General features: G+C 44.3%; 16 protein-coding genes and 1 pseudogene. 3 read left to right on the forward strand and 14 right to left on the reverse strand.

Features of this window, described 5'->3' with window-relative positions:
- Nucleotides 1-69: 69 nt before the first annotated feature.
- The 8 genes and pseudogenes from HWQ58_RS34270 to HWQ58_RS34305 all read right to left on the reverse strand — a co-directional run bounded on the left by HWQ58_RS34270 (nucleotide 70) and on the right by HWQ58_RS34305 (nucleotide 10,383).
- Complete coding sequence (locus HWQ58_RS34270) at nucleotides 70-4,110, reverse strand: ELWxxDGT repeat protein (protein ID WP_292872699.1); 4,041 nt, start codon at nucleotides 4,108-4,110, stop codon at nucleotides 70-72.
- 785 nt (nucleotides 4,111-4,895) lie between these two features.
- On the reverse strand, nucleotides 4,896-5,441 hold the full coding sequence (locus tag HWQ58_RS34275) for a calcium-binding protein (protein ID WP_292872701.1): 546 nt from the start codon (nucleotides 5,439-5,441) through the stop codon (nucleotides 4,896-4,898).
- 74 nt (nucleotides 5,442-5,515) lie between these two features.
- Nucleotides 5,516-5,980 carry a hypothetical protein gene (locus HWQ58_RS34280; RefSeq protein ID WP_292872703.1) on the reverse strand — a complete coding sequence of 155 codons (465 nt, stop codon included), beginning with the start codon at nucleotides 5,978-5,980 and terminating at the stop codon, nucleotides 5,516-5,518.
- Between the two features lie 493 nt (nucleotides 5,981-6,473).
- The gene (locus tag HWQ58_RS34285; RefSeq protein WP_292872705.1) at nucleotides 6,474-7,202 is read right to left on the reverse strand and encodes a HEAT repeat domain-containing protein; all 729 of its coding nucleotides are present in this window, start codon (nucleotides 7,200-7,202) and stop codon (nucleotides 6,474-6,476) included.
- 170 nt (nucleotides 7,203-7,372) lie between these two features.
- Nucleotides 7,373-8,218: a HEAT repeat domain-containing protein gene (locus tag HWQ58_RS34290; protein ID WP_292872707.1), complete on the reverse strand. Its 846-nt coding sequence runs from the start codon at nucleotides 8,216-8,218 to the stop codon at nucleotides 7,373-7,375.
- An 18-nt stretch (nucleotides 8,219-8,236) separates the two neighbouring features.
- Nucleotides 8,237-8,476 (reverse strand): annotated as a pseudogene (locus HWQ58_RS34295) (phycobilisome linker polypeptide); the annotation flags it as partial.
- 75 nt (nucleotides 8,477-8,551) lie between these two features.
- Complete coding sequence (locus tag HWQ58_RS34300; RefSeq protein ID WP_292872709.1) at nucleotides 8,552-9,421, reverse strand: phycobilisome linker polypeptide; 870 nt, start codon at nucleotides 9,419-9,421, stop codon at nucleotides 8,552-8,554.
- Nucleotides 9,422-9,570: 149 nt separating this feature from the next.
- A complete protein-coding gene (locus HWQ58_RS34305; protein ID WP_292872711.1) occupies nucleotides 9,571-10,383 on the reverse strand; it encodes a phycobilisome linker polypeptide in 813 nt (270 codons plus the stop codon).
- A gap of 173 nt (nucleotides 10,384-10,556) precedes the next feature.
- Between HWQ58_RS34305 and HWQ58_RS34310 the strand changes: the two genes are divergently transcribed.
- Nucleotides 10,557-10,790, forward strand: a complete 234-nt coding sequence (locus tag HWQ58_RS34310) for a hypothetical protein (RefSeq protein ID WP_292872713.1) — start codon at nucleotides 10,557-10,559, stop codon at nucleotides 10,788-10,790.
- Nucleotides 10,791-11,112: 322 nt separating this feature from the next.
- Here the strand turns inward: HWQ58_RS34310 and cpcA are convergent, their stop codons facing one another.
- The 6 genes from cpcA to HWQ58_RS34340 form a co-directional block, all read right to left on the reverse strand.
- Nucleotides 11,113-11,604 (reverse strand): phycocyanin subunit alpha, encoded by a 492-nt coding sequence (cpcA, locus tag HWQ58_RS34315; RefSeq protein ID WP_292872714.1) that lies wholly within the window; start codon nucleotides 11,602-11,604, stop codon nucleotides 11,113-11,115.
- 87 nt (nucleotides 11,605-11,691) lie between these two features.
- Nucleotides 11,692-12,213, reverse strand: coding sequence for a phycocyanin subunit beta (locus HWQ58_RS34320; RefSeq protein WP_229495790.1), 522 nt, complete (start codon nucleotides 12,211-12,213; stop codon nucleotides 11,692-11,694).
- 409 nt (nucleotides 12,214-12,622) lie between these two features.
- A complete protein-coding gene (locus HWQ58_RS34325; RefSeq protein ID WP_292872717.1) occupies nucleotides 12,623-13,438 on the reverse strand; it encodes an alpha/beta fold hydrolase in 816 nt (271 codons plus the stop codon).
- Between the two features lie 358 nt (nucleotides 13,439-13,796).
- Nucleotides 13,797-14,816, reverse strand: a complete 1,020-nt coding sequence (gene hpnH / locus HWQ58_RS34330) for an adenosyl-hopene transferase HpnH (RefSeq protein ID WP_292872719.1) — start codon at nucleotides 14,814-14,816, stop codon at nucleotides 13,797-13,799.
- 59 nt (nucleotides 14,817-14,875) lie between these two features.
- On the reverse strand, nucleotides 14,876-15,904 hold the full coding sequence (hpnA, locus tag HWQ58_RS34335) for a hopanoid-associated sugar epimerase (RefSeq protein WP_292872721.1): 1,029 nt from the start codon (nucleotides 15,902-15,904) through the stop codon (nucleotides 14,876-14,878).
- Complete coding sequence (locus HWQ58_RS34340) at nucleotides 15,904-18,615, reverse strand: efflux RND transporter permease subunit (protein WP_292872723.1); 2,712 nt, start codon at nucleotides 18,613-18,615, stop codon at nucleotides 15,904-15,906. The genes hpnA and HWQ58_RS34340 overlap by 1 nt, the downstream gene beginning before the upstream one ends.
- Before the next feature lie 605 nt (nucleotides 18,616-19,220).
- Here HWQ58_RS34340 and HWQ58_RS34345 point away from each other — a divergent pair.
- Entirely contained in the window at nucleotides 19,221-19,910 is a 690-nt protein-coding gene (locus HWQ58_RS34345; RefSeq protein ID WP_292872725.1) for a phosphorylase, read from the forward strand.
- Between the two features lie 447 nt (nucleotides 19,911-20,357).
- Nucleotides 20,358-22,058 carry a bifunctional diguanylate cyclase/phosphodiesterase gene (locus HWQ58_RS34350; RefSeq protein ID WP_292872727.1) on the forward strand — a complete coding sequence of 567 codons (1,701 nt, stop codon included), beginning with the start codon at nucleotides 20,358-20,360 and terminating at the stop codon, nucleotides 22,056-22,058.
- Nucleotides 22,059-22,446: the final 388 nt, after the last annotated feature.

The raw sequence follows: 22,446 nt of genomic DNA on the forward strand, positions 1-22,446 counted from the left end.
GGTCTTTTGATTTAACTAATTAGGCGGACATGATATGACCCGTCGAACTCACATTATAGTTAGCTTCCGTTAGGCAATTACAGTAATATTTGCACTAGTAAGCATTGTCTGATTCGAGAACTGGGCGATTTGAACTTGTGCAGCCTTACCAACCCCATCTGCGTCAAAGAATAGGTTACCCGTAGTTTGATTATAGATGAAGCGATCGCCTGCTGTTGTCGCACTAGTCCCAAGTCGGAACAAGCTGGCATTGAGCGTAGTATTCGGAGATTGAACCAATCCAAATTCTGCCTTGGAAATCAAGATAGTATCATCTCCAACAGTAAAATCAGCGATCGTATCATAGCCTCCAGTGCGGCTACCAGTCAGATCAAAGCTATCTCGCCCAGTTCCACCAGTCAATACATCTCGACCAACTGCACCAGCGAGTAAATCGTCACCTGCACCACCCAACAAGGTATCATTACCTGAGTTACCAAAGAGGCTATCATTGCCATCTTCTCCACTCAAGATGTTAGCGCCACTATTTCCCGTCAGGATATTATTAAGGCTGTTACCAGTACCATTGATTGCCCCGCTTCCAGCCAGGGTTAAGTTCTCCAGGTTATTTCCCAACACCCAAGTTATCGAAGACTTGACTAAATCTGTGCCTGCATTTAAGCCTTCAATAATCGAATCGTTCAGGTTATCTACGGTGTAAATGTCATTGCCGGCTCCACCCTCCAAGGTATTATTACCTACACCTCCATCCAAGATGTCATCGCCTGCACCACCTAACAAAGTATCATCACCAGAACCACCAATCAGGCTATCACTGCCATCTTCTCCTCTCAAAAAGTTAGCACCAGTATTTCCCGTCAGAATGTTATTCAGGCTGTTACCAGTACCATTGATTGCCCCGCTTCCAGTCAAGGTCAAATTCTCCAGGTTATCTGCCAACACCCAAGTTACCGAAGACTTAACTAAATCTGTGCCTGCATTTAAGCCTTCAATAATCGTATCGCTGAGGTTGTCTATGGTGTAAATGTCATTGCCAGCTCCACCATCAAGAGTGTCAGATCCTAAACCTCCATCAAAAGTGTCATCGCCGGCACCGCCCAACAAGGTGTCATCGCCTGCACCACCAATCAGACTATCATCGCCATCTTCTCCACTCAAGATGTTCGCGCCAGTATTTCCAGTCAGGATATTATTAAGGCTGTTGCCAGTACTATTGATTGCCTCGGTTCCAGTCAGGGTCAAGTTCTCCAGGTTATTTCCCAACACCCAACTCACCGAAGACTTAACTAAATCTGTGCCTGCATTTAAGCCTTCAGTAATCGTATCGCTGAGGTTGTCTACGGTGTAAATGTCATTGCCGGCTCCACCATCAAGACTGTCAGATCCTGCACCTCCATCCAAGGTATCATTGCCGGAACCCCCCAACAAGGTGTCATTGCCGTCATCACCAAAGAGGTTATCGTTGCCACTTTCTCCACTCAAGATGTTAGCGCCAGTATTTCCAATTAAGATATTATTAAGGCTATTACCAGTACCATCAATTGCTTCGGTTCCAATCAGGGTCAAATTCTCCAGGTTATTTCCCAACACCCAACTCACCGAAGAATTAACTAAATCTGTACCTGCATTGGCGGATTCAATAATAGTATCGCTGAGGTTGTCTACGGTGTAAATGTCATTGCCGGCTCCACCATCAAGACTATCAGCTCCTAAACCTCCATCTAAGGTGTCATTGCCGGAACCCCCCAACAAGGTGTCATTGCCGTCATCACCAAAAAGGTTATCGTTGCCATTTTCTCCACTCAAGGTGTTAGCAGCAGTATTTCCAATCAGGGTGTTATTAAGGCTGTTACCAGTACCATTAATTGCGTCGGTTCCACCCAGGACTAAGTTTTCCAGGTTATTTCCCAACACCCAACTCACAAAAGAACCAACTAAATCTGTGCCTGCATTGGTGGATTCAATTATAGTGTCGCCGATGCTGTCCACTATATAAGTGTCATTGCCGACTCCACCGATGAGACTGTCATCTCCAGTACCACCATCTAAGATATCATTGCCATCGCCGCCATTGAGGGTGTCGTTATCACCTAGTCCTTGGAGGGTATCATTGCTTTGCAATCCGGAGATAATATCCTTGTTCACCGTACCAATCAGGTTGTCTGGATTTGGAGTGCCATTAATTAAATTGATGATTGGATTATTGCTATTAGCCACTGTCAGCACAAAAATATCGTTGACAGTTGCTTTTCCATCACTGGCGATTACTTTGATGTTGAGGCTACCAAGGTTGTTATTGGTGGGAGTACCACTGAAGGTGGTGCCGTTGAAGGTCAACCAACTGGGAAGGGGGCTACCATCTCCCAAGGTGGCGCTGTAGGTGAGGCTATCGGCTACATCGGTATCGGTGAAGGTGTTTGCTGGCAGGGCGAAATTGAAGGCGGTATCTTTTGTCGCTGTTTGGTCAGCAATGGGGTTGGTAACGACTGGGGCATTATTGCTATTAGCCACTGTCAGCACAAAAATATCGCTGACAGTTGCCTTTCCATCACTGGCGATTACTTTGATGTTGAGGCTACCAAGGTTGTTACTGGTGGGAGTACCACTGAAGGTGGTGCCGTTGAAGGTCAACCAACTGGGAAGGGGGCTACCATCTCCGAGGGTGGCGCTGTAGGTAAGGCTATCTGCCACATCCGCATCGGCGAAGGTGTTTGCTGGCAGGGCGAAGTTGAAGAGGGTGTCTTTTGTCGCTGTTTGGTCAGCAATGGGGTTGGTAACGACTGGGGCATTGTTCACCTCAAGCTTATAAAGTTCTTCCCCTGAAAGACCGTTGTCAGCAATAAAGTAGAGTTTGCCATTAACGTCAGTTAGGTTGAAGGGGTTAGAGCTACCCGTACCAGGGTTGATATCCTTGACGCAGACAGTACCAGCCTCAGTGCCATCACTCTTCCACAGTTCATAGCCCCCACTGCTGTCAGTGGCACTGAAGTACAGCGTGCCGTTGATATTCTTCAGATTGTACGGGTAAGAGCTATTCGTGCCAGGGTTAATATCTTTGACGCGGACGGTACCAGCCTCAGTGCCATCACTCTTCCACAGTTCATAGCCCCCACTGCTGTCGGAGGCAGCGAAATACAGCGTGCCGTTGACATTCGTCAGATATTGCAGAGTATTGTTATCATAGCCAGAGCTAAAATCCTTGATGCGGACAGTACCAGCCTCAGTGCCATCACTCTTCCACAGTTGATTGTTGGGAAGACCATAATTCCAAGACTTGTTGGTGGCAGTGAAGTACAGTATGTCATTGAAATTCGTCAGCTCCATCGGGTTAGAGTCACCCGTGCCAGGGTTGATATCCTTGATGCGGAAGGTACCAGCCCCAGTGCCATCACTCTTCCACAGTTCTCGATCGAAACCATTGCTGTTGGTGGCAGTAAAGTAAAGCGTGTTGTTAATATTCGTCAAATTGTTTGGTTGAAAGCTACTTATATCAGAGATGATGGGGACGGTACCAGCCTCAGTGCCATCACTCTTCCACAGGCTTGATTTATAGCTGCTGTCGGTGGCGTTGAAGTATAGTGTGCCATTGACATTCGTCAGATATTGCGGGTAAGAGCCACCCGTGCCAGAGAAGATATCCTTGACGCGGACGGTACCAGCCTCAGTGCCATCACTCTTCCACAGTTCATAGCCCCCACTGCTGTCGATGGAACTGAAGTAGAGCATACCGTTGAAATTTGTCAGATAATGTTCCTGTGTAAAGCCTTGGTTGCCAGGGTTGAAATCCTTGACACGGACGGTACCAGCCTCAGTGCCATCACTCTTCCACAGTTCATAGCCCCCACTGTTGTTAGTGGCATAGAAGTACAGCGCGCCGTTGAAATTCATCAGTTCCCTCGGGTTAGAGCCACCCGTGCTAGGGTTAATATCTTTGACACGGACGGTACCAGCCTCAGTGCCATCACTCTTCCACAGTTCCCTATCACCACTACTGTCGGAAGCAGCAAAGTACAGTGTGCCATTGAAATTCGTCAGTTCCCTCGGGTAAGAGCCACCCGTGCCAGAGTAGATATCTTTGACGAGGATAATCGATGCTTCTTCTGTTGTCATAACCGTTTTTCCTTAAACCTTTAGATGAGAATCACAAGCGAAATCAGGCGTTGGTAGACGCCTTAAGTGCGATGCTATTTTTACTGCTATGGGACTTACGCAAAACTACACACTGTAGGGGCAATTCATGAATTACCCTTACCTGAAAATTAGGGTTTTGGCTATTGTTTGCCTAAGTCCGATGCTATGTGAAAATACGACTAATATAGTTTTGCTTTTTTAAAATCACACAGCCTCAGCAAATATAGTGAATTTTATATTTTGTTTAGATCAATACCTTTGCCAAAATAAGAGCCTAAAAAATTTTGGCAAAAACGCCAAAATCACCCATACATAGGCGTTTAGCTTATAAGGTAGCTGGAAATCTCAGACCCTTGATACTGCGGGTGATACATTAAAAAAGGAACCTATCCCACTAATAATATTTGTGCTACAAAGCTTAAGTTTATTAAGAACTAAAAACTAAAAATCAAGTTTTCCAAGCACATTTTACGAAAATAACTATGGATTTTTAGAAAAGTGGGATAGGTTCAGCCTTGTGAGAAACCTTGAAGGAATTTTTAGGACTTATTGTTTTTGCCAAGCCTTAGAAAAAAGGGAGTTCAGACATCAATTCACTCTCGTAAATTGGCGAAGGTGTTGTTAGATAAAACCCATTTGCTTTTTGACCTGCGCTCAATCCACTGGCTCCCGCGTCGAGGGCTGAGCGAAGTCGTTGGCGCAGCCTCTCGCAGAGAAGCCCGATCTTTTGATACACTATTTGACTGCAAGTCCCTTAGCTTTTATTAGGCAATCACAGTAAAATTTGCATTAGTAAGCATTGCCTGATTGGAGAACTGAGCGATTTGAACTTGTGCAGTACCACCAACTCCATCTTTATCAAAGAATAGGTTGCCCGTAGTTTGATTGTAGATGAAGCGATCACCTGCGGTTGTAGCATTAGTCCCAAGTCGGAACAAGCTTTCTTCGAGTGTCGTATCCTGAGATTGGCTCAGTCCGAATTCGGCTTTGGAAATGAAGATAGTATCGTTTCCAACAGTAAAATCAGTAATAGTATCATAACCTCCAGTGCGGGTATCAGTCAGATTAAAGCGATCTAGCCCAGTTCCACCAGTCAATACATCTCGACCAACTCCACCAGTCAATACATCGTCACCTGCACCTCCTAATAAGCTGTCATTACCTAAGTTCCCAAACAGGCTATCATTGCCATCTCCTTCGCTCAACGTGTTAACAGCAGTATTTCCCGTCAGGATATTATTCAGGCTATTACCAGTACCATTGATAGTCCCAGTTCCAGTCAGAGTCAAGTTCTCCAGGTTATTTGCCAACACCCAACTTATCGAAGAATTAACTAAATCTGTACCTGCATTTAAGCCTTCAGTAATCGCATCGTTGAGGTTGTCTACGGTGCACTGGTAATGCTGACGGTGGCACTAGCTAGGTTGAGGGAGTCTGCATCGCTGACGGTGATGCCTGAGTCGATGGCTGTAGTGGCATTCTCAGTGTACGCCAGGGCAGAGGCAGAACCAGAGGTGATTGTCGGGGGAACCCCATTGTTCTTGTATAGTTGGGCATATATCCCGTTACCAGAAGCATCTTGACCAGTCCAGGAGATGACAAAGTCCCCATCTGCATCCATCGCTATTGTGGGGTTAAATTGATTACCACTGGTGGTGCTATTGACTCTGAATTCGGTTCCAACAGCCACCCCAGCACTGTTGTAGCCTTGGGCATATATCCCATTGCTAGACGACTCGTCTTGACCAAAGCTTTGCCAGGAAATAACAAAGTTCCCATTTGTATCTATCGCTACGGTGGAGTTAGATTGACTATTGTTGATGTAACTATTGACTTTGAATTCAGTCATAAAAAACCTCTCTTAAAAACTAAAAATTTGATTTCAACAATTACGCTCTGATTAAACAGACTCTCTACTCATTAGGAATCACCACACTCGGTCGCAGCCAGTAGTTCAACTCTGGTGCAGTAAATGCTTGGCAGATTTCTTTTCGTTAGTGATTTCAAACTATCGGACACTGCACACCAGAAGAAACGGTTTCGCCCATGAGCGACTGGCGTGGGCTAGGAGATATCTACATTTCAGGTTTCAGTGCGTAAGTTCTAAATGTTCTACTGGTAAATCTTATTTGGTAGATTATTGTTATAATAATGACTTTTTAATTAAAAAAAACTTGTATATATACTGAAGATAAATTTGATCAAAACTTGATAATTGGCAACCGGGCGTCTCGCCCGCCCTAAAATACAAGGGACGGGCAAGATGCCCATCCCACAAAACTAGCAAAATCATCCCGCAAATATGCAACGCCTTATCTGGTTAGTTTTGAATTTTGAATTGTTCAGCGTCTACCAGCACCACGATGAGGTATTTCAGACACTTCAGTATCTTCTAGCTTTCTTTTTGGTGCAAAAACTTCTTGATGTTGTTGCTGTTGAATTTTTTGCTGTGCAAACTTTACACGGGTACGAACTCCCAGATCGGTATCTGTATCGAGCATTTGCTGAAGTTGATTTGTAATCCGCAACGCTTGATCGGGTAAAGTGGTTGCTATGGTAATGGCTAGTGTTTCTAAACTCGTCACTGCTGCATAGCGTACTACCCATTCTGGATCTTGACAAATTAGTAATAACGCCTCTAATACCTGAATCTGAACAGATTCCACTTTCTCAGCAGGTAGTTGATGCCAGCGCAAAGTGCCTAATCCCCTAGCAGCTGCCCGCCGCACACTTAAGGAAAAATCGTTTTTTGCTGCCTCTAACAAGGTATCCAGCGCCCGGACATCGCCAATTCCCGCTAAGGCTCGAATCGCCCAGGCTCTAGCACTGTAGTTGTAGTCATCAATTAGTTCCAATAGTGACGGTACTGCGGCTTCCCCGATCGCAATTAGTCCATCTACTGCTGCCACTGCCGCCCCTGGATTGTTGTAGCCCAAAGCTGCAATCAGAGTGGGAACAGATTCCTCGATACTAGCTGCCGCTAACTCCTGAACTGCGTCTAATAAGCGATCCGAGGAGTCTGCTTCTTCCACAGCACGGATTAATATTTGGGCAAGGTCACTGTTGTTCATAATAATTTTTCATGAGTCATTAAGGATCTGCCAATTGTAGCTTAAGTCCTCCGTAGTTGACATCATACATAAACCCCCTAGCCCTAGTTTTGCAATTGGGTTGGGGGTTTATGTATGGTGAACATTTGGTTTAAACGTATTAATAACAACTAATTCCTGGAAAATTATGACTACAACAGCGAGTCCATCAAATTTATCACTTTAATCGCACCTGCTGACAAAGTGTTTGTTGCTGTGTGATTAACTTGATGTTCTAGTAATCCTTTAAGAGAAATTAACTTCAAGCTATTTTCAGCAAGAGTTTCGGTGATCGCATCTGCTGCTTTTAGATAGCCAATCGCTCCCAAGTCTGCTAGCACTGCTCGACGCAATTGCAATTTATCTCCTGCCAGAGCTTTTACTAACCGTTCTCCATAAACTGGTTCTTGGGTTAATTGATACATCGCTCGTGCAGCAGCATATTGCACCAATTCAATTGGATGCTCTAAAAATGGTTTTACCAAAGGGATGCACTCAGTCGCCATCAAGGCTCCCAAGGCTTCTAAAATGGCCTCGTAGGGTTGAGATAAATCAGGCTGTTTTGATATCAGCTGTTCTCCCTGCAAACCTACTTTTAATAGCTCGCTCAGGGCGGGAATACAAATCGGATCGCCCAGCATTTCTAAGGATTGTGCCGCTGCTTCCCGGACATAAAAATCTGAGCAGTCTAAACACGTAATTAAAGGTGAGACTGCCTGGCGATCGCCTAGTTTCCCTAAAGCCCTAGCTGCGTTCCGTCGCAGAGGATATCCGCCTTCTGGTGTTCTGTCGGCTTCATCCTCTAACGCTTTAATCAATCCTGTAACCGCAGCTGCTTCACATATCCGAAACCTACCTAACCACCAGGCAGCATAAAAGCGCAGACCTAAGTCTGCACTCTCAAGATTAGCGATCGCTTGCTCTACTGTTAAAGATTCACCATCGCCAGAGTTACCTGTCGGTGATAAATCTTCAAATTTCTGCGGACTAGAATTCATTTATGAAGAAGGAGGAGCACTTTGTTGGCTATTTGTTTGAGGTATAGCGTTCAATGGCTGAATGCTGACTATTTTGCCACCCAAGCGAGTAATTCGCTGCATTTCTTGATTCATCCGGTTCTCAGGTACTGTGAAAAACACAGTGGCACTAGAACGAATGGGATAGTTGGTTTTTTCAGTTTCTTCGCTTTGGCGCAGACCCACTACTTCATAGCGAAAGTAGCGATTACCCGTTCTACTACTAATTGGCCCAACCATAAAATTAATTCCCAATTCTAAATTGTCATTAGTCTTTTGCCCTTAATAATGACTATTGACTAATGACAAATGACACTAAAGAGGTTTCACACTAGCTATTTTACCACCTTGTTTTACCACTCTCTGGAAGTAACTAGATAGTTCTTCATAAGGTATAACCACAGCTTGATTGACGCGGCGTGTGCTGGGATATCCAGATCCAAAAACACCTGCTACTTCAATCCGGTAAAGTCTGCCTTCTTTACCAAAGGTTCCCGCACCACCAAAAGTACTGTTGGGGGTAACGCCTTTTTCAGAAGCAACGTATGAAAAGCCTGAGGGACCACCAGAGGGAGGAACAACGACGGATGCACTATTGCGACCTAGTTCGCTAGCCAGGCGGGAGTCTTTGCCTTTGAGTTGGGAGGTATCGCTACTGGCATAGCCGCGATAAAGTTGAAATATCCGGGTAAATCCGACAGTTTTTTGTCCTGTTTGGGTTTCAAAGCCGCGATAGTAAGGCACTATATTTTCACCAAAGCTAGATTGATACTCTGGCGAATCGATATAAGAATCAATGTCGGCTTCATATCCCTTGGTTTGATACAAGTCTAAGTGATAGACGACATCAGACTCATCATAAGGGGCACGACCCAATAAATGTTTGTAATTCAGTTCAATGACGCGAGTTTGGAAGTTGTCGTAGAAAAATTTGGATTTGTACAGTTCTGATTTGGCTAATTGACGCACAAACTCTTGCACTGTACTTTTTCCATCGCGCAGGATAGATTCAGCACTTGTCAGGCGGTCAGATGCCAATATGTAGTTGTTGCCCAAGACTTGACGATAGACGGCAGCAATTACTCTCTCAATGTCTTCTTTGGTTGCATTCGGACGCAATTCCACAGGAGACTGGTCGGTAAAAGGTTCTGTTCCCAGACGGGAAGCTGCTGTTGTAATAGCCATTGGTAATTTTCCCTTTGTAATTAATAATTGGGGACTGGGGATTAGGATCGGGGATTGGGTATTGGGTATTGGGTATTGGTTATCCCCTTTGTCCTCTTAGTCCCCAATTCCTAGTCCCCAGTCTCCAGTCCCCAGTCCCCAGTCCCTATTTATACGGACGTAATGCTAATCACCTTACTGCCCTTGCGATTCAACTGCTGCAATTTACTAGAAAGTTGCTCGTAGGGTACGATCAATTCCGCAGTACCGCGCCGCACTACAGCTGAGTTCGGGGAAGCTGCTTGTAGCACTCTGATGCGGTATGTTTCGCCGCGACCACCTGTAGAGAGACCTGTTAAGGCTCCGGCAGAGACTGGGTAAATGGGTGAAGCTAGATTTTTAGCCACTTCCCAGGTTAACCGTCCTTGCTTTTGTCCTTGAGCGCGATCGCTATTGGCATAACCCCGATACAGTTGAAACAGTCGGCTATAGCCAACGTTTTTCTGTCCTACTTGGCTTTTAAAGCCTCTGTAGTAGGGCACAATATTTTCGCCAAAACTCTCTTGATATTCTAATGAGTCAATGTAGGAATTAATCTCAGCTTCGTAACCTTGTGAGTTGTAAAGCTCAACATGGTACGAAATCTCTGACTCATCTTCCGGGGCACGCCCCAATAAATGCTTATAATTCAACTCGATAAACCGAGTTTGGGAGTTGGAGTAGAAAAACTTATCCCGATAGAGTTCCGATTGAGCAATAGCTAGCACAAATCCCCGAACGGTGATTGCACCTTGCTGCAACAGTGATTCTGCACTCTCTAGACGATCTGCTTCTAGTAGATATGCATTACCCAAAACCTGACGGTAAGCCGCCCGGATAACCACTGCCACATCCGCTTCTGTTCTATCAGGACGTAGTTCTACTGGCGCTGAATTTTCAAACGCTCCAATCCCTAACCTTGCTGCTTGTCCCAAAGCTGCCATCTTTAAACCTCCTCAGTTTTAACTGCAAAACTGAAAACTTTTTAGAAAATTTTTTCTAGTCTTTTAACAGTCTTTTTGAAATTTACACTCACCTTACTTAAAATAAGGTAATTTTTAAGACATTGCTGCCTTAATATCCTGTTTCCACAGGTTCCCAGGCTCACCCTACGGGTTTGGCAGTCCTTCATGGGGCAGAAACCTCCAGACGTTTTCTGCCAGACACTGCGTGTAGCTTACTTCCCCGTAGTGGAAGCGGACTCGCTCTAAGCGTTCGCGTAGCTTCTCCAAGAGTTGCTATGCCGTTGGCGTTGGTGTTAGCGTCTCTGAAAGAGAAGACTTTACGTTGCGCTAGCGTCAAAGAAAAAGATTGCGCTCGCTGCCTCACCACATTTGCCACAAGTGCGTAGTGATATCTCCTTACGTTATTTCGGGCGTATACTTTCCCCCAATCCGAGGGTAGGTTTTTAAATCTTGTACTGATAAAAATATTGTGCCAATTGACGGTAGCTTAAAAGAGGCACTGGGTTGCGAACTTTCCCAAAGTTGTAGCAAGTACCGTGCTACGTCGGTAGCTTTCATCCCTGTTCTAAAGCAAAAAATACAGAACTACGTTCCTCTTTCTCCAGAGTTTTCAGCTAGCTTTTCTTAAAAAACTGCCCGGAGAGGTAAACAACTCATAGAACTTACTTGTTATAAGAGCTGATTTCCTCTCCGGGCTAAAGAAACACTCTAGCTTAGAGTATTGATTACATAGTCGATGTAGGAATTTGCTTCAACACCTGGATCGCCGCTGAGACCGTGGTTAGCTTTGATGTACTTGAGAGCTTCAATGTACCAGCTAGGAGACAGGTCAAAGGTGCGGTTGATTTCAGCCAAACCAGAAATCAAGAAATCATCCAAGGGGCCTGTACCACCAACAACTAAAGCATAAGTGATAATCCGCAAGTAGTAGCCTACATCACGTACACACTTGCTTTTGCCGCGTGAATCAGCTGCAAAGTTGGGGCCTTGTTGTTGAGTGGTGTAAGGGTACTTGTTATATACCGCTTGCGCTGCACCTTCGGTCAAGCGTTGAGCATTGGCGCTCAATGCTTTTGCTGCTTGTAAGCTAGCTGGCGCTTGGCGGAAGCGACCAAAAGCAACTTGAATTTCAGTGCTGCTGAGATAGCGACCTTGAGAATCAGCCGATGAAATTGCTTCCGTTAGAGGTGTTTTTGACATTTTGCTATTTCCCTTTCACAAACTTTATGGTTGAAATTTTGTTTTGTCCTATGGACAATTATTTAGTCAACATCAGCAATGTTTGGCTTAAGCCACAGCAGCAGCAGCACGATCAAAATAGCTAGCTATTTCAGATGACAGAGCGCTGCAATCTCCTCTGGTGATGTTATTTGGATCGTTGACAATGGCCAGCGAAGCTTGTTTCAGCTTCTGAATACCAACAGCAACTGATGCTCCTGGAGTTCCCAATGCTAAATAAGTTTCCCGCAAACCATTGAGGGCACGGTCATCTAGTACACTGGAATCGCCAGCAAAGATAGCGTAGGTGATATAGCGAAGAATGATGTCTAAGTCTCTGATGCAAGCAGCTGCACGACGGCTGGTGTAAGCATTACCACCAGGAGTGATCAATTGGGGTTGTTCTGCCCACAAATCACGAGCCGCAGCAGCAACAAGAGCAGATGCATTGCTGGTAATCCGGTTAACGGCATCTGTACGCTTGTTACCATCTTTGACTAGTTCGCTCAATGCATCCAATTGTGCATCGGAGAGATATTCGCCGCGTGTATCAGCTTGGGAAACTACTTTGGCAAATGCATCTAAAACCATTGCGTTAAATCTCCTAATTTGCTTGGTTAAGAATAATTGAACTCAAAACTGAATGGTTCAGTTGATTTTTGATGTCAGCACTGCCTGACGAGTTACGAAAGGTTTAAAACAGACACCCAAGAAATAAGTTTACGATCTCCAGGCTTTCAGATTAAAACTTTTGTTAAAAAACTTCAAACTTCTGTGAATGACTGGAAAACCTGATTAAGATGTTGTTTTTTACTTCCAAGTTCTCTTTATACAATGCTGCCGTATCATTATTTATTACAAATTATTGTTATGTTTGTGAAATTTATTTACAAAACTTCATAATATTTAGGTATCCGTTTAATTGACGAGCCGAGCGCTACTCCGGGGAGGGCAATACGTGTAGCCTTTACGTCACTTTATAGTTATGTATTATGTAAAATTACCCAAGCTTATTTAGGAGAAAGGCAATAACGCGCTTGAATGCTTGGGGATCTTGGTAAAGAAAGCCATGACCGCCTTTAAAGAACTCTAAGTACGAACCTGGTATCTGTTTGTGTATCGCCTGAAGATTGTCAGGAGGAGATATGCCATCGTGATGACCGCCGCAGATATAGACAGGAATATGCAGTTGAGAAAGTCGATTATATGTATCGTGAGCAGCACGGGCCTCAAGCTGGCGACGACGACCAACTTCATGACTTGGTTCGTCTGTACCCTTTTGAGAAACTGCTAGTGTCAGCTTGATTAATTCCTGAAATTGTGTAGTTCGGCTAGAGAGCCAAGCTTCCTCTTGCCAACGGGTATCAGCAATTGTGATTTGCCGATGAGCTAGTTCTTCACTAGGAAGGTTGACGAGTTCATGTAGTGGATACGAAGATCCACCAGCACCGCCACTACTAGTACAAGCTAAAACAAGACGTTCAACGCGGTGCGGATAGCGCAGTGCCAACTCTTGGGCTACCATACCGCCAAAGGAAATTCCGATGACATGAGCGCTCTCCCACCCGACAGCATTTAACAAAGAGTCAGCATCGGCGGCGTAATCTGCTATGGTGTAGGGAATATCAGGTTTTGAAGTTTGACCCAGACCGCGCTGATCGTAGGCCAGAATTTCAAAGTGTGGGGCTAGCGGTGAGTCAAAAATAGTTGGCGATCGCTGCAAGTTTCTTCCAGTACCACTAATACTGAGCAGGCGTTGACCTGTACCACGAATCTCATAATACATTTGCAGGTCACGAACAGATACAAATGGCATGAGTATTTTCCCTGATTATTTTCGGCGAATTTGGCTGAGGGAAGTATTGCAATATCTCTAAATAAGCATCCTCCTTTAACTCTTATCGCATATTGTTGGGCACATTCCAGTGCAATCAGAATCCTTGGCGTTGCTGATTGATGGTATGAATTGTGTTTCGCGCAAACGCATTGCAGCGTGGTCTTGAGGGTTTCCCCGATGAGTGACTGCCGCGCAAAGACGCAAAGAATCGTTGTTTACTCATATTGAAAAATCTAAATTTATACTACAATTCAGCAACGCCCAGAATCCTTAAAGGGTGCGTAGGCGTAGCTCACCGCAGGCATCACACCCTTTAATATGTAGCCTTTGCTACTTCCTAATTCCTACCAAACACACTGCTAAGGGCACGCGCCATATTTTGTGGTTGCATTGCATCCATTGCGGCGGTGGGTTCGTAGCCGCAGTGAACCATACAATCGGCACACTTGGGATTACCACTCTTCTGGCCGTATTGACTCCAGTCAGTTTGTGCGAGTAATTCTTTGAAGGTAGAGTAATAACCTTCGTTCAGCAGATAGCAAGGTTTTTGCCAACCGAGAACGCTATAACTAGGGCTACCCCAAGGTGTGCATTCGTAGTCCTTCTCACCAGTGAGAAAATCTAGGAACAACGGATTGTGATTGAAATTCCAGTTTTTTGCACCACTTTTGTATGGAGCCAGAATTTCTCGGAAGAGGGCGCGAGTTTGTTCGCGGTGGAGAAAATGATCTTGATCTGGTGCCCACTCGTAACTGTAGCCGGGAGAAATCATCATCCCGTCAGTATTTAGTGTTTCCAGGAAGTTGAAGAACTCTTGTATATCTTTAGGTTCAGTACCTTCAAAGATAGTGGTGTTAGTGGTGACACGAAAGCCTTTAGCTTTAGCGGCGCGAATAGCTTTGACAGCAATATCAAAAACACCTTGGCGATCGACGCAGCGATCGTGTAATTCCCGCATTCCATCTAAATGCACGCTGAAAGTCAGGTAAGGGGAAGGTTGAAACTTATCCAGACTCTTTTCTAACAACAAACCATTGGTACACAAGTAAATATATTTCTTGCGCTCAATTAATCCCTGGACAATCTTATCAATCTGCGGATGCAGCAGAGGTTCTCCGCCAGGAATGGAGACAACCGGTGCGCCGCACTCTTCCACGGCGGCAAAACACTGTTCTGGGGTGAGATTTTGCTTTAATATTTCCTTTGGATGTTGGATTTTACCACAACCAGTACAAGCGAGATTACACCGAAAAAGAGGTTCCAACATTAATACTAAGGGGAAGCGTTTACGTCCTTTCAAACGCTGAGTAACAAGATACTTGCCAATATCTATAGCTTGTTGTAGATTAACTGCCATTGTTGCGATCGCTCCTCTTTTAAAGATAAATACACCACTTTCTCAACCCCAAGATTTATCTATGGGGTCTTCAATTTTGAATTTTGAATTTTGAATTCCCCAAAGGGGTTGACATATCCCTGAGCAACAAACCAATCCACAGCATCTTTGAGTGCGGCGTTTAGCGAAGATTGGGGTAGACCCAATTCTCGTACAGCCTTGGCAGCATTGTAATACATAGGTTGTTTCGCCATCCGAACGCCATCCAATGGCACTGAGGGCGATTTCCCTAATGGTGCGAGAATCTTTTCATCAACCCAGGCAACGCTAAGGGGCAACCAAGCGGGTATTGTTTGTTGAGGTGCGCTCAGACCTGTGATATCGGCGAGTTGTTCGAGTAGTTGCTTGAGACTGAGGTTTTGATGACCTAAGATATAGCGATCGCCTGATTTACCCCGCTGCAAAGCTAGTAAATGCCCCCATGCTACATCCCGCACGTCAATAAAATTTAGACCAGTATCCAAATAAAAAGGCATTTGCCGTCGTAAAAACCGCAGTATTATATCACCCGTCGGGGTAGGTTTGATATCCAACGAGCCAATGGGGCTGCTGGGATTGACAATAACTACCTCCTGACCTGTAGCAACGGCTTGGATGGCTTCTTGTTCAGCCAGAAACTTAGACTTTTTGTAGTCACCCACCAACTTTTCTAAGGGACTTTGATGTGTTTCATCAACGACTTGACCAGACGATCCTACCCCAATCGCTGCCACTGAACTCGTGTAGACAGTGCGCTCAATATTAGCTTTGCGAGCTGCTGCCAACACATTGCGCGTACCCAGGACATTGTGACGGTGGAGTAATTCACGGTCTGTTTGCCAGAGGGAATAATGAGCTGCTACATGAAATAGGTATTGACAATTTCCCATCTGTTGCCAAAGATTTGGATCGTTCAAATCGCCTTTGACAATTTCCACCTCTAAACCGCGTAAATTCTCCAAATTGCTGCTATGGCGTACCAGTGCTTTGACTGCATATCCTTGTTGTAGGAGCAACCGTACCAAATGAGCACCAATAAAACCCGTCCCCCCCGTGACAAAAACCTGCATCAACTTCCCCCCTGCTCTCCTGCTTCCCTGCTCCCCCTCTTCTTAAACCGGGGAAACCAATCATCCAAAATGGTGTAGACTACTGGCACAACAATCAAACTGAGGATAGTTGAAGTTACTAGTCCACCTGCGATCGCTACAGCCATAGGCGATCGCAATTCGGAACCAGCACCCAAACCTAAAGCGATCGGTAGCATCCCTAAAATCGTGGAAGCTGTGGTCATCATAATTGGTCTGAGGCGCACTAGTCCGGTGTTAAGGATCGCCTCGGTGCGCTCTAAGCCAGCGTTGCGTAACTGATTGATGTAATCTACAAGCAAAATGGCATTTTTATTTGCCAGCCCCAGCAAAAAGACGAAACCGATCAATGAGATCATGCCAAAATCGCTCTTGGTGATTAGTAGCGCCAACATCGCTCCCACTAGTGCTAAAGGCAAAGAGACACCAATAACTAGAGGGTCTACCCAGCTTTTGAACAGCAAAATTAGTACCACAACAATACATAGGGCAGATAGAGCTAAAGTACTGCCGAAACTGCTAAAAACCTTACTTTGGTTAGCAGAGTCTCCCCCTAAATTTAAAGAAACATTAGACGGTAACACCGCGTTTGCTTCAGCTACCACTTTGTCTGTGGCATCACCCAAAGACAGATTTTTACCAAGATTAGCACTGATGTAGGCTACGCGCTGATTATTCAGACGTTCGATCTGAAAAACCGTGCCCTGTGGATTCGTTTCACCTGTAACTGTAACATCAGCGAATCCCGGTACCCTTTGAATCCTTTCTTTAATTGCTTTGACTGCTTTGCTCAAAGCTTGAAGATTATCACCTTGTAATGCTATTTCCAGGGGTTTTTGACCGCCGGAATCGACAAATTGAATATCTTCAACACTAGTAGTTACCCCAGAAAGAGTAGGCAATGAGGAGCGCAATTGGTCTTGTAATTCCGCTGTTGTGATTGTGCGGTTTTTCTTTAACTTTACATATAGTGTCCCTTTATTTGGTTCACCCTCACGAGAACCAACAGTGGTAAATACCGTTTCAACTGCCGGTGATTTTCTCACAACCTCTTCTAGTTTTTTGGCAACCTTAAGAGAATCGTTCAAGGGATTAGGGATTGGAAACTGGAGACTAAGATTTCTCTCCTGCTCCCCTGCTTCTCTGCTCCCCTGCCCCTCTGCTCCACTAGGAATACTCGGCAAAGGAGCTGTATAAGCAATATTAAATTCGCCGCGATCAAGTTTGGGAATAAACCCTTTAGGAATTAGTGGAATCAGTGCTATTCCTGCAATGAAACTGAGTGCAGCTAACCCGATAACTATCTTCCGGTGATTTAAAGACCAACTCAGCAAGTTTCTGTAAGATTGGGTAAACGCTACCCAGATTTTTGCTTCCCGACGCGGGGAGAGGGATGATTTAGGTTTCAACCAGTATATAGCCAGAACTGGAGATAAAGTCCGAGCAACTAGCATAGAAGCAAGCATCGCGGCGGATACAGTGATGCCGAAGGGCTTGAAGAACTGACCAATTACCCCACCCATCAAACCTATGGGTAGAAAAACTGCTACTGCTGTTAAAGTGGCGGCGGTGACTGTCAACCCAATCTCATTTGTAGCTAAAAGCGCTGCTTGGCGAGGAGTTTCCCCATCTTCAACATGTCGCATGATGTTTTCCACATCGACGATCGCATCATCAACAATGCTACCAATCACCAAAGCTAAAGCCAGCAGGGTGATTGTTTCCAGGTTGAAGCCAAAAATCGCCATGACGATAAATGTCGCCAACAAAGACGTGGGAATCGCCAAGGCAGAAATGAGAGTTGCCCGCCAATTCCACAAAAAAGGAAAAATTACTACTATCGACAACAAGACTGCTTCCAGCAAAGCATCGATTGTTGACTGGGTGGCTTGGCGGATATATTCTGCTTGAGTGGCAGCTAAGGTGAGTTTGACATCTTTTAGGGTAGAGCGTAGCCTTTGAACTTCTTTCTCAACCCGACTCACGACTTCCAAGGTATTAGCACTACCGCGTTTGATTACCTGAAATGCGAGTGCATCTTCACCGTTAAACCGGACTAATGTCGCCCCACCTTGGGGGACCGTTGCACTCGCATTCGTTGGATTTACCGGAGGAGTTGCCGTAGCAGCGCCTAGTAGTGAGACTTTTAATACTCCTGGTAATTTAGCGATCGCACTAACAATCTCATCTTGTGCTAACTTCGTCAAATCTTTGAGATTCCGCGTGGGACTCTCTATGGCATAACTAATGGCGGCTGACTCGTTTAGATTCAGGGGAATAATTTTAGAAGTCGCTCCTTGAGGCAAAGTTAGCTGCTTCAGGGCAGTTTCAACCTTTTTGGTCGATGTTTCTAAATTCGTTCCAACGGCAAAAGAGAGGCTAACGGCTGTTTGACTAGGATAGGTGGATGAGCGGATAACCTCCAGTCCTTCAAGGGAGCGGAGGCGTTCTTCTAGGGGTTTGGTGAGCTTCGCTTCTGTATCCAGGGCAGTTGTCAGAGGAGCTATAGCATTTACAACCACCACTGGAAAAGTAATATCTGGAAACAAGGCATATTTAAGGGAACTGAAAGCCAAAACACCAGCTACCGTTACAGCAATCCAAAAACTCACCGTCAGCCACGAAAATTGAATCGCCAATTTGGAAATATTGAAGAGTTCTCGTGCGGATTTGGAGTTATCAAGCTTTACCATCTTGGAAAATTATCGTGTGGGTGACACAATTATTTAGTCATGCTACAGCAATCATCTTCAGTTTGCGAATTTTGGTTACTACTAAACGGCAATATCACTTATTGTTACTCAGATATGACCCAATCTTGAATGCAAAAGGAAACTTCAAAGATCAAACTTGGTTCTGTTGAACATAAGGAATTATTCTGCTAGAGCTTTATGGAAAGCTACAGGGAATAAATAATCAATTCAAAATTCAATTCAGCCAGGCACAAGGGTGGGGTTTCTACCTACCTTGGCAGATAAGGATTCTTTCGCGCCATTTGCGGGCGAGGTTTTAAATCTAACTTTTTTCATCAAAGCTTGAGAATCTCCCATAGACAGATTTGGACATACAGCCTTAAGTTTCCTACATAGTATCCCCTTCTAGGAGAAAGCTTTGGATACACAACAAGCCAAAGCAGTAGTTAGTGGTTACGCAGCAATAGCGAGCGATCCTATTTGACAAGCTGCGTGGGCGTAGTCCGTCAGAGACATCGCTCTCTAAGGTAAAGAAAAATCGCGCCACGCCCGTCTACTCCCGATATTAATTTGACTATTAAAACTTGAAACTATTGAGAGAGCTAGTGTCTAATTTTTTGCCCATCAACACAATTCTGGTGCCTCAAGGAGCAGAATATAAAGCTGTGTGTCGCGGATTAAGCGGCGTTACTGGCTTCATCCCAACGGTAGTAGCCATACCTGTTGGGATGAACCCTTTACTGAAATATCTGCAACAAGGACAATTTCTGACTCCAAAATCCAGGGTGCTGATTATGGGTATATGTGGCAGCTTGAGCGATCGCTACACAGTTGGTGATATTGTGCTGTATCAAGATTGTATTTATCAGGGGAAACTGCAAGAATGCGATCGCACTTTTACAGCACAATTGCACTCTTCTTTATCAGAAAAAGTATCTTTGGTCAAGTCACTGACAAGCGATCGCGTAATTTGGTCTGCGTCCGAAAAACGTCGTTTAGGTGAGACTTTGGCCGCTGATGTTGTTGATATGGAAGGATTTACCGCTTTAGAATTTTTCAATGCGGCTGGGGTGTCTGTGTCAATGCTGCGAGTAGTCAGCGACGATTGTCAGCATAATATCCCCGATTTGACATCAGCAATTAACTCTGATGGTTCCCTAAACCCTTTTATTTTAGCGATCGCAATGCTTCGACAACCTTTTGCCGCTACTCGGTTGATTCGAGGTTCATTAACAGCATTAAAGGTATTAAAGCAAGTTACAAATCTGCTTTTTTCTGGCTCTAGCAATAAATAATCTGTTGCGTCTTTACAGCCATTTTTAGGTAAATAACCATGCAGTGGGGGCACAGCTTTGCTATGCCCTTACAAAATATAGCAATCCCAAATCATTTGTGAAAATATCTCTTTACTCTCTTTGCATTCTCTACGTCTCTGTCGTTAGTTATAAAAAATGATTTTTCGCCAATAAAATCGAATTTGTATATATTTTTACTCTTACATCACTTGAAGAAAAACTAATAAAAATCAACATGATGTAGGTATTTCTTGTGAAATTGTTTATGGATAAGTTTTACATAAACTTTATCGTTAAACATATAAATAGAAACCTAGATTGGGAAGCATAACATATAACCTTATCAGGGTTGGGTTCCATGAGAGCTAATTGCACTGAACTGTAAATCATAAATACCCTTTTGCCAGAATAGCTCGGAACTAATTTACCAACTATCAAACAGAATTTATGAAGCTCAATCTATACTCGTTTTTAGCTAGTTTTCCATTACTCAAAAAAAGTTACACCGCTAAAATCATGTTGGTGGCATTTTTGGGTACTCACATACCACTTCTAAGCTTACTCTTGAGTTTCGTGATCTCAAACTCCTATTCCTTGGAGATGGCGATTCGAGTTATGCTTATTGCTCTGTTGGCTACCTTAGCAGGTACAGCCGCCACCCTCTATGCAATACAGCACCTCCTCAAACCGGTTATTTTGACATCTGCGGCATTGCAAAATTATCTAAACACCAAATCCTTACCTGAATTGCCCACAGAATTTGCTGATGAAGCCGGTACATTGATGGCAGATACTTCACAAACTCTTTACAAATTAGATGAGTTAATTCATTACATCAGTAATTATGACGATCTAACTGGATTGCCCAATCGTGATTTATTTCGCGATCGCCTCCATCAGATTCTATCTCAACCTGAAAATAACCAGCGCTTTGTAGCGGTCTTTTTACTGGGTATTGATGATTTCACTGCTATGAGTCATGGTTTGGAGCATGAAACAACAAATTTGTTGTTAAGGGCAGTTGCTCAGAGGTTATCACTTTGCATGACACAAACAGATATTCTTGCCCATTTGAGTGGAGATGAATTTGCCATTGCCCGCATAGACATTGTTTCTTTTGAAAGTGTAATTAAGCTATCTCAGATGCTGTTAAGCACCCTGAGCAAACCCTTTTCTATAAAAGGGAACTTGATTCATATCACCGCTAGCGTGGGTATCACAATTAATGGAATAAATGAGCGTAATAGCATAGATAAACTTTTGCAGCAGGCTCATATCGCACTGTACGAGGCAAAGCAGCAGGGGCGTAGCAAATACCAATTCTATTCACCGGAAATTAATGCTCAGTTGCAGGAGCGAATAACTTTAGAAAATGAATTACATAGAGCGCTTGCTCGCAACGAAATGCTGGTTTATTATCAACCTCTAATTGATTTACACAGCGGACAAATTACAGCTATGGAAGCGTTGGTTCGCTGGCAGCATCCTACATTAGGTTTGGTTTCTCCTGTAAAGTTTATTCCCATTGCAGAAGCCAATGGTTTGATCTTACCGATTGGTGAATGGGTCTTGCGAACTGCTTGTGTCCAAAACCGTGCTTGGCAGCTTGCTGGATTTAACCCAATTCGGATATCTGTAAATCTGTCAGCTCGACAGTTTGAACTACCGAATCTGGTTGAGGTCGTCAGTAAAATTCTTGAGGAGACTGGACTCCATGCATCTTACCTAGAATTGGAAGTGACAGAAAGCTTCTTAATGGCTGATATGGAGCGATCGGTTAAAACCTTAAAACAATTACGAGAATTGGGTATATGGTTGGCTCTAGATGACTTCGGTACTGGTTATTCCTCCCTCAATTACTTGAAGCGCTTTCCTGTGAATATGCTCAAGATCGATCGGTCATTTGTACAGGATGTCACGTCCAATCCTGATAGTGCCGCCGTCACAAATGCGATTATTGCCCTAGCAAAAAGTCTCCGATTGAACATCACAGCAGAGGGTGTGGAAACCCAAGAACAGCTTGACTACCTGAAAATGCAGGGATGTGATGAAGGTCAGGGTTACTACTTCAGTTGTCCTGTGCCCGCCGATCTAATTATCCCGATGTTGCAGAAAACTTCTCAGCAGATGGAGACAATTACAGCATAAATGGATGCCTCAGCCAGAAAATACACCCCTGATAACGTTTCACTTGAATTTTGCTAGAAATGGTTATCAGGGACAGGTTAAGGAGGCAGCTATGCTGAAGGAATCCCCATAAATAAATTTAGGCTTCCGCCGTGAGCGTCAGCCGAACGGGGATTTAACCAGGGGAAACGCATCTTATTTCCTAATAAAAACTAAAAAAGATATCAAAATGTTATAGATAATTGTAAAAAGCTAAAAACTGATAAATCAACAAAATTTCCATCATCAGTGAGAGATTAAGGTAATTGCACATTTGTCAAGAGGGTGCAGGAAAAGGGGACAAATCTAGTTTGGAGACTGGCTTTCGGAGATATTTAACCACGCCTAAGTCTTGATTCTCTGGGGCAGC

This window comes from Nostoc sp. LPT (assembly GCF_017115165.1).
In the GTDB taxonomy this organism is placed as follows: Bacteria; Cyanobacteriota; Cyanobacteriia; order Cyanobacteriales; family Nostocaceae; genus Nostoc.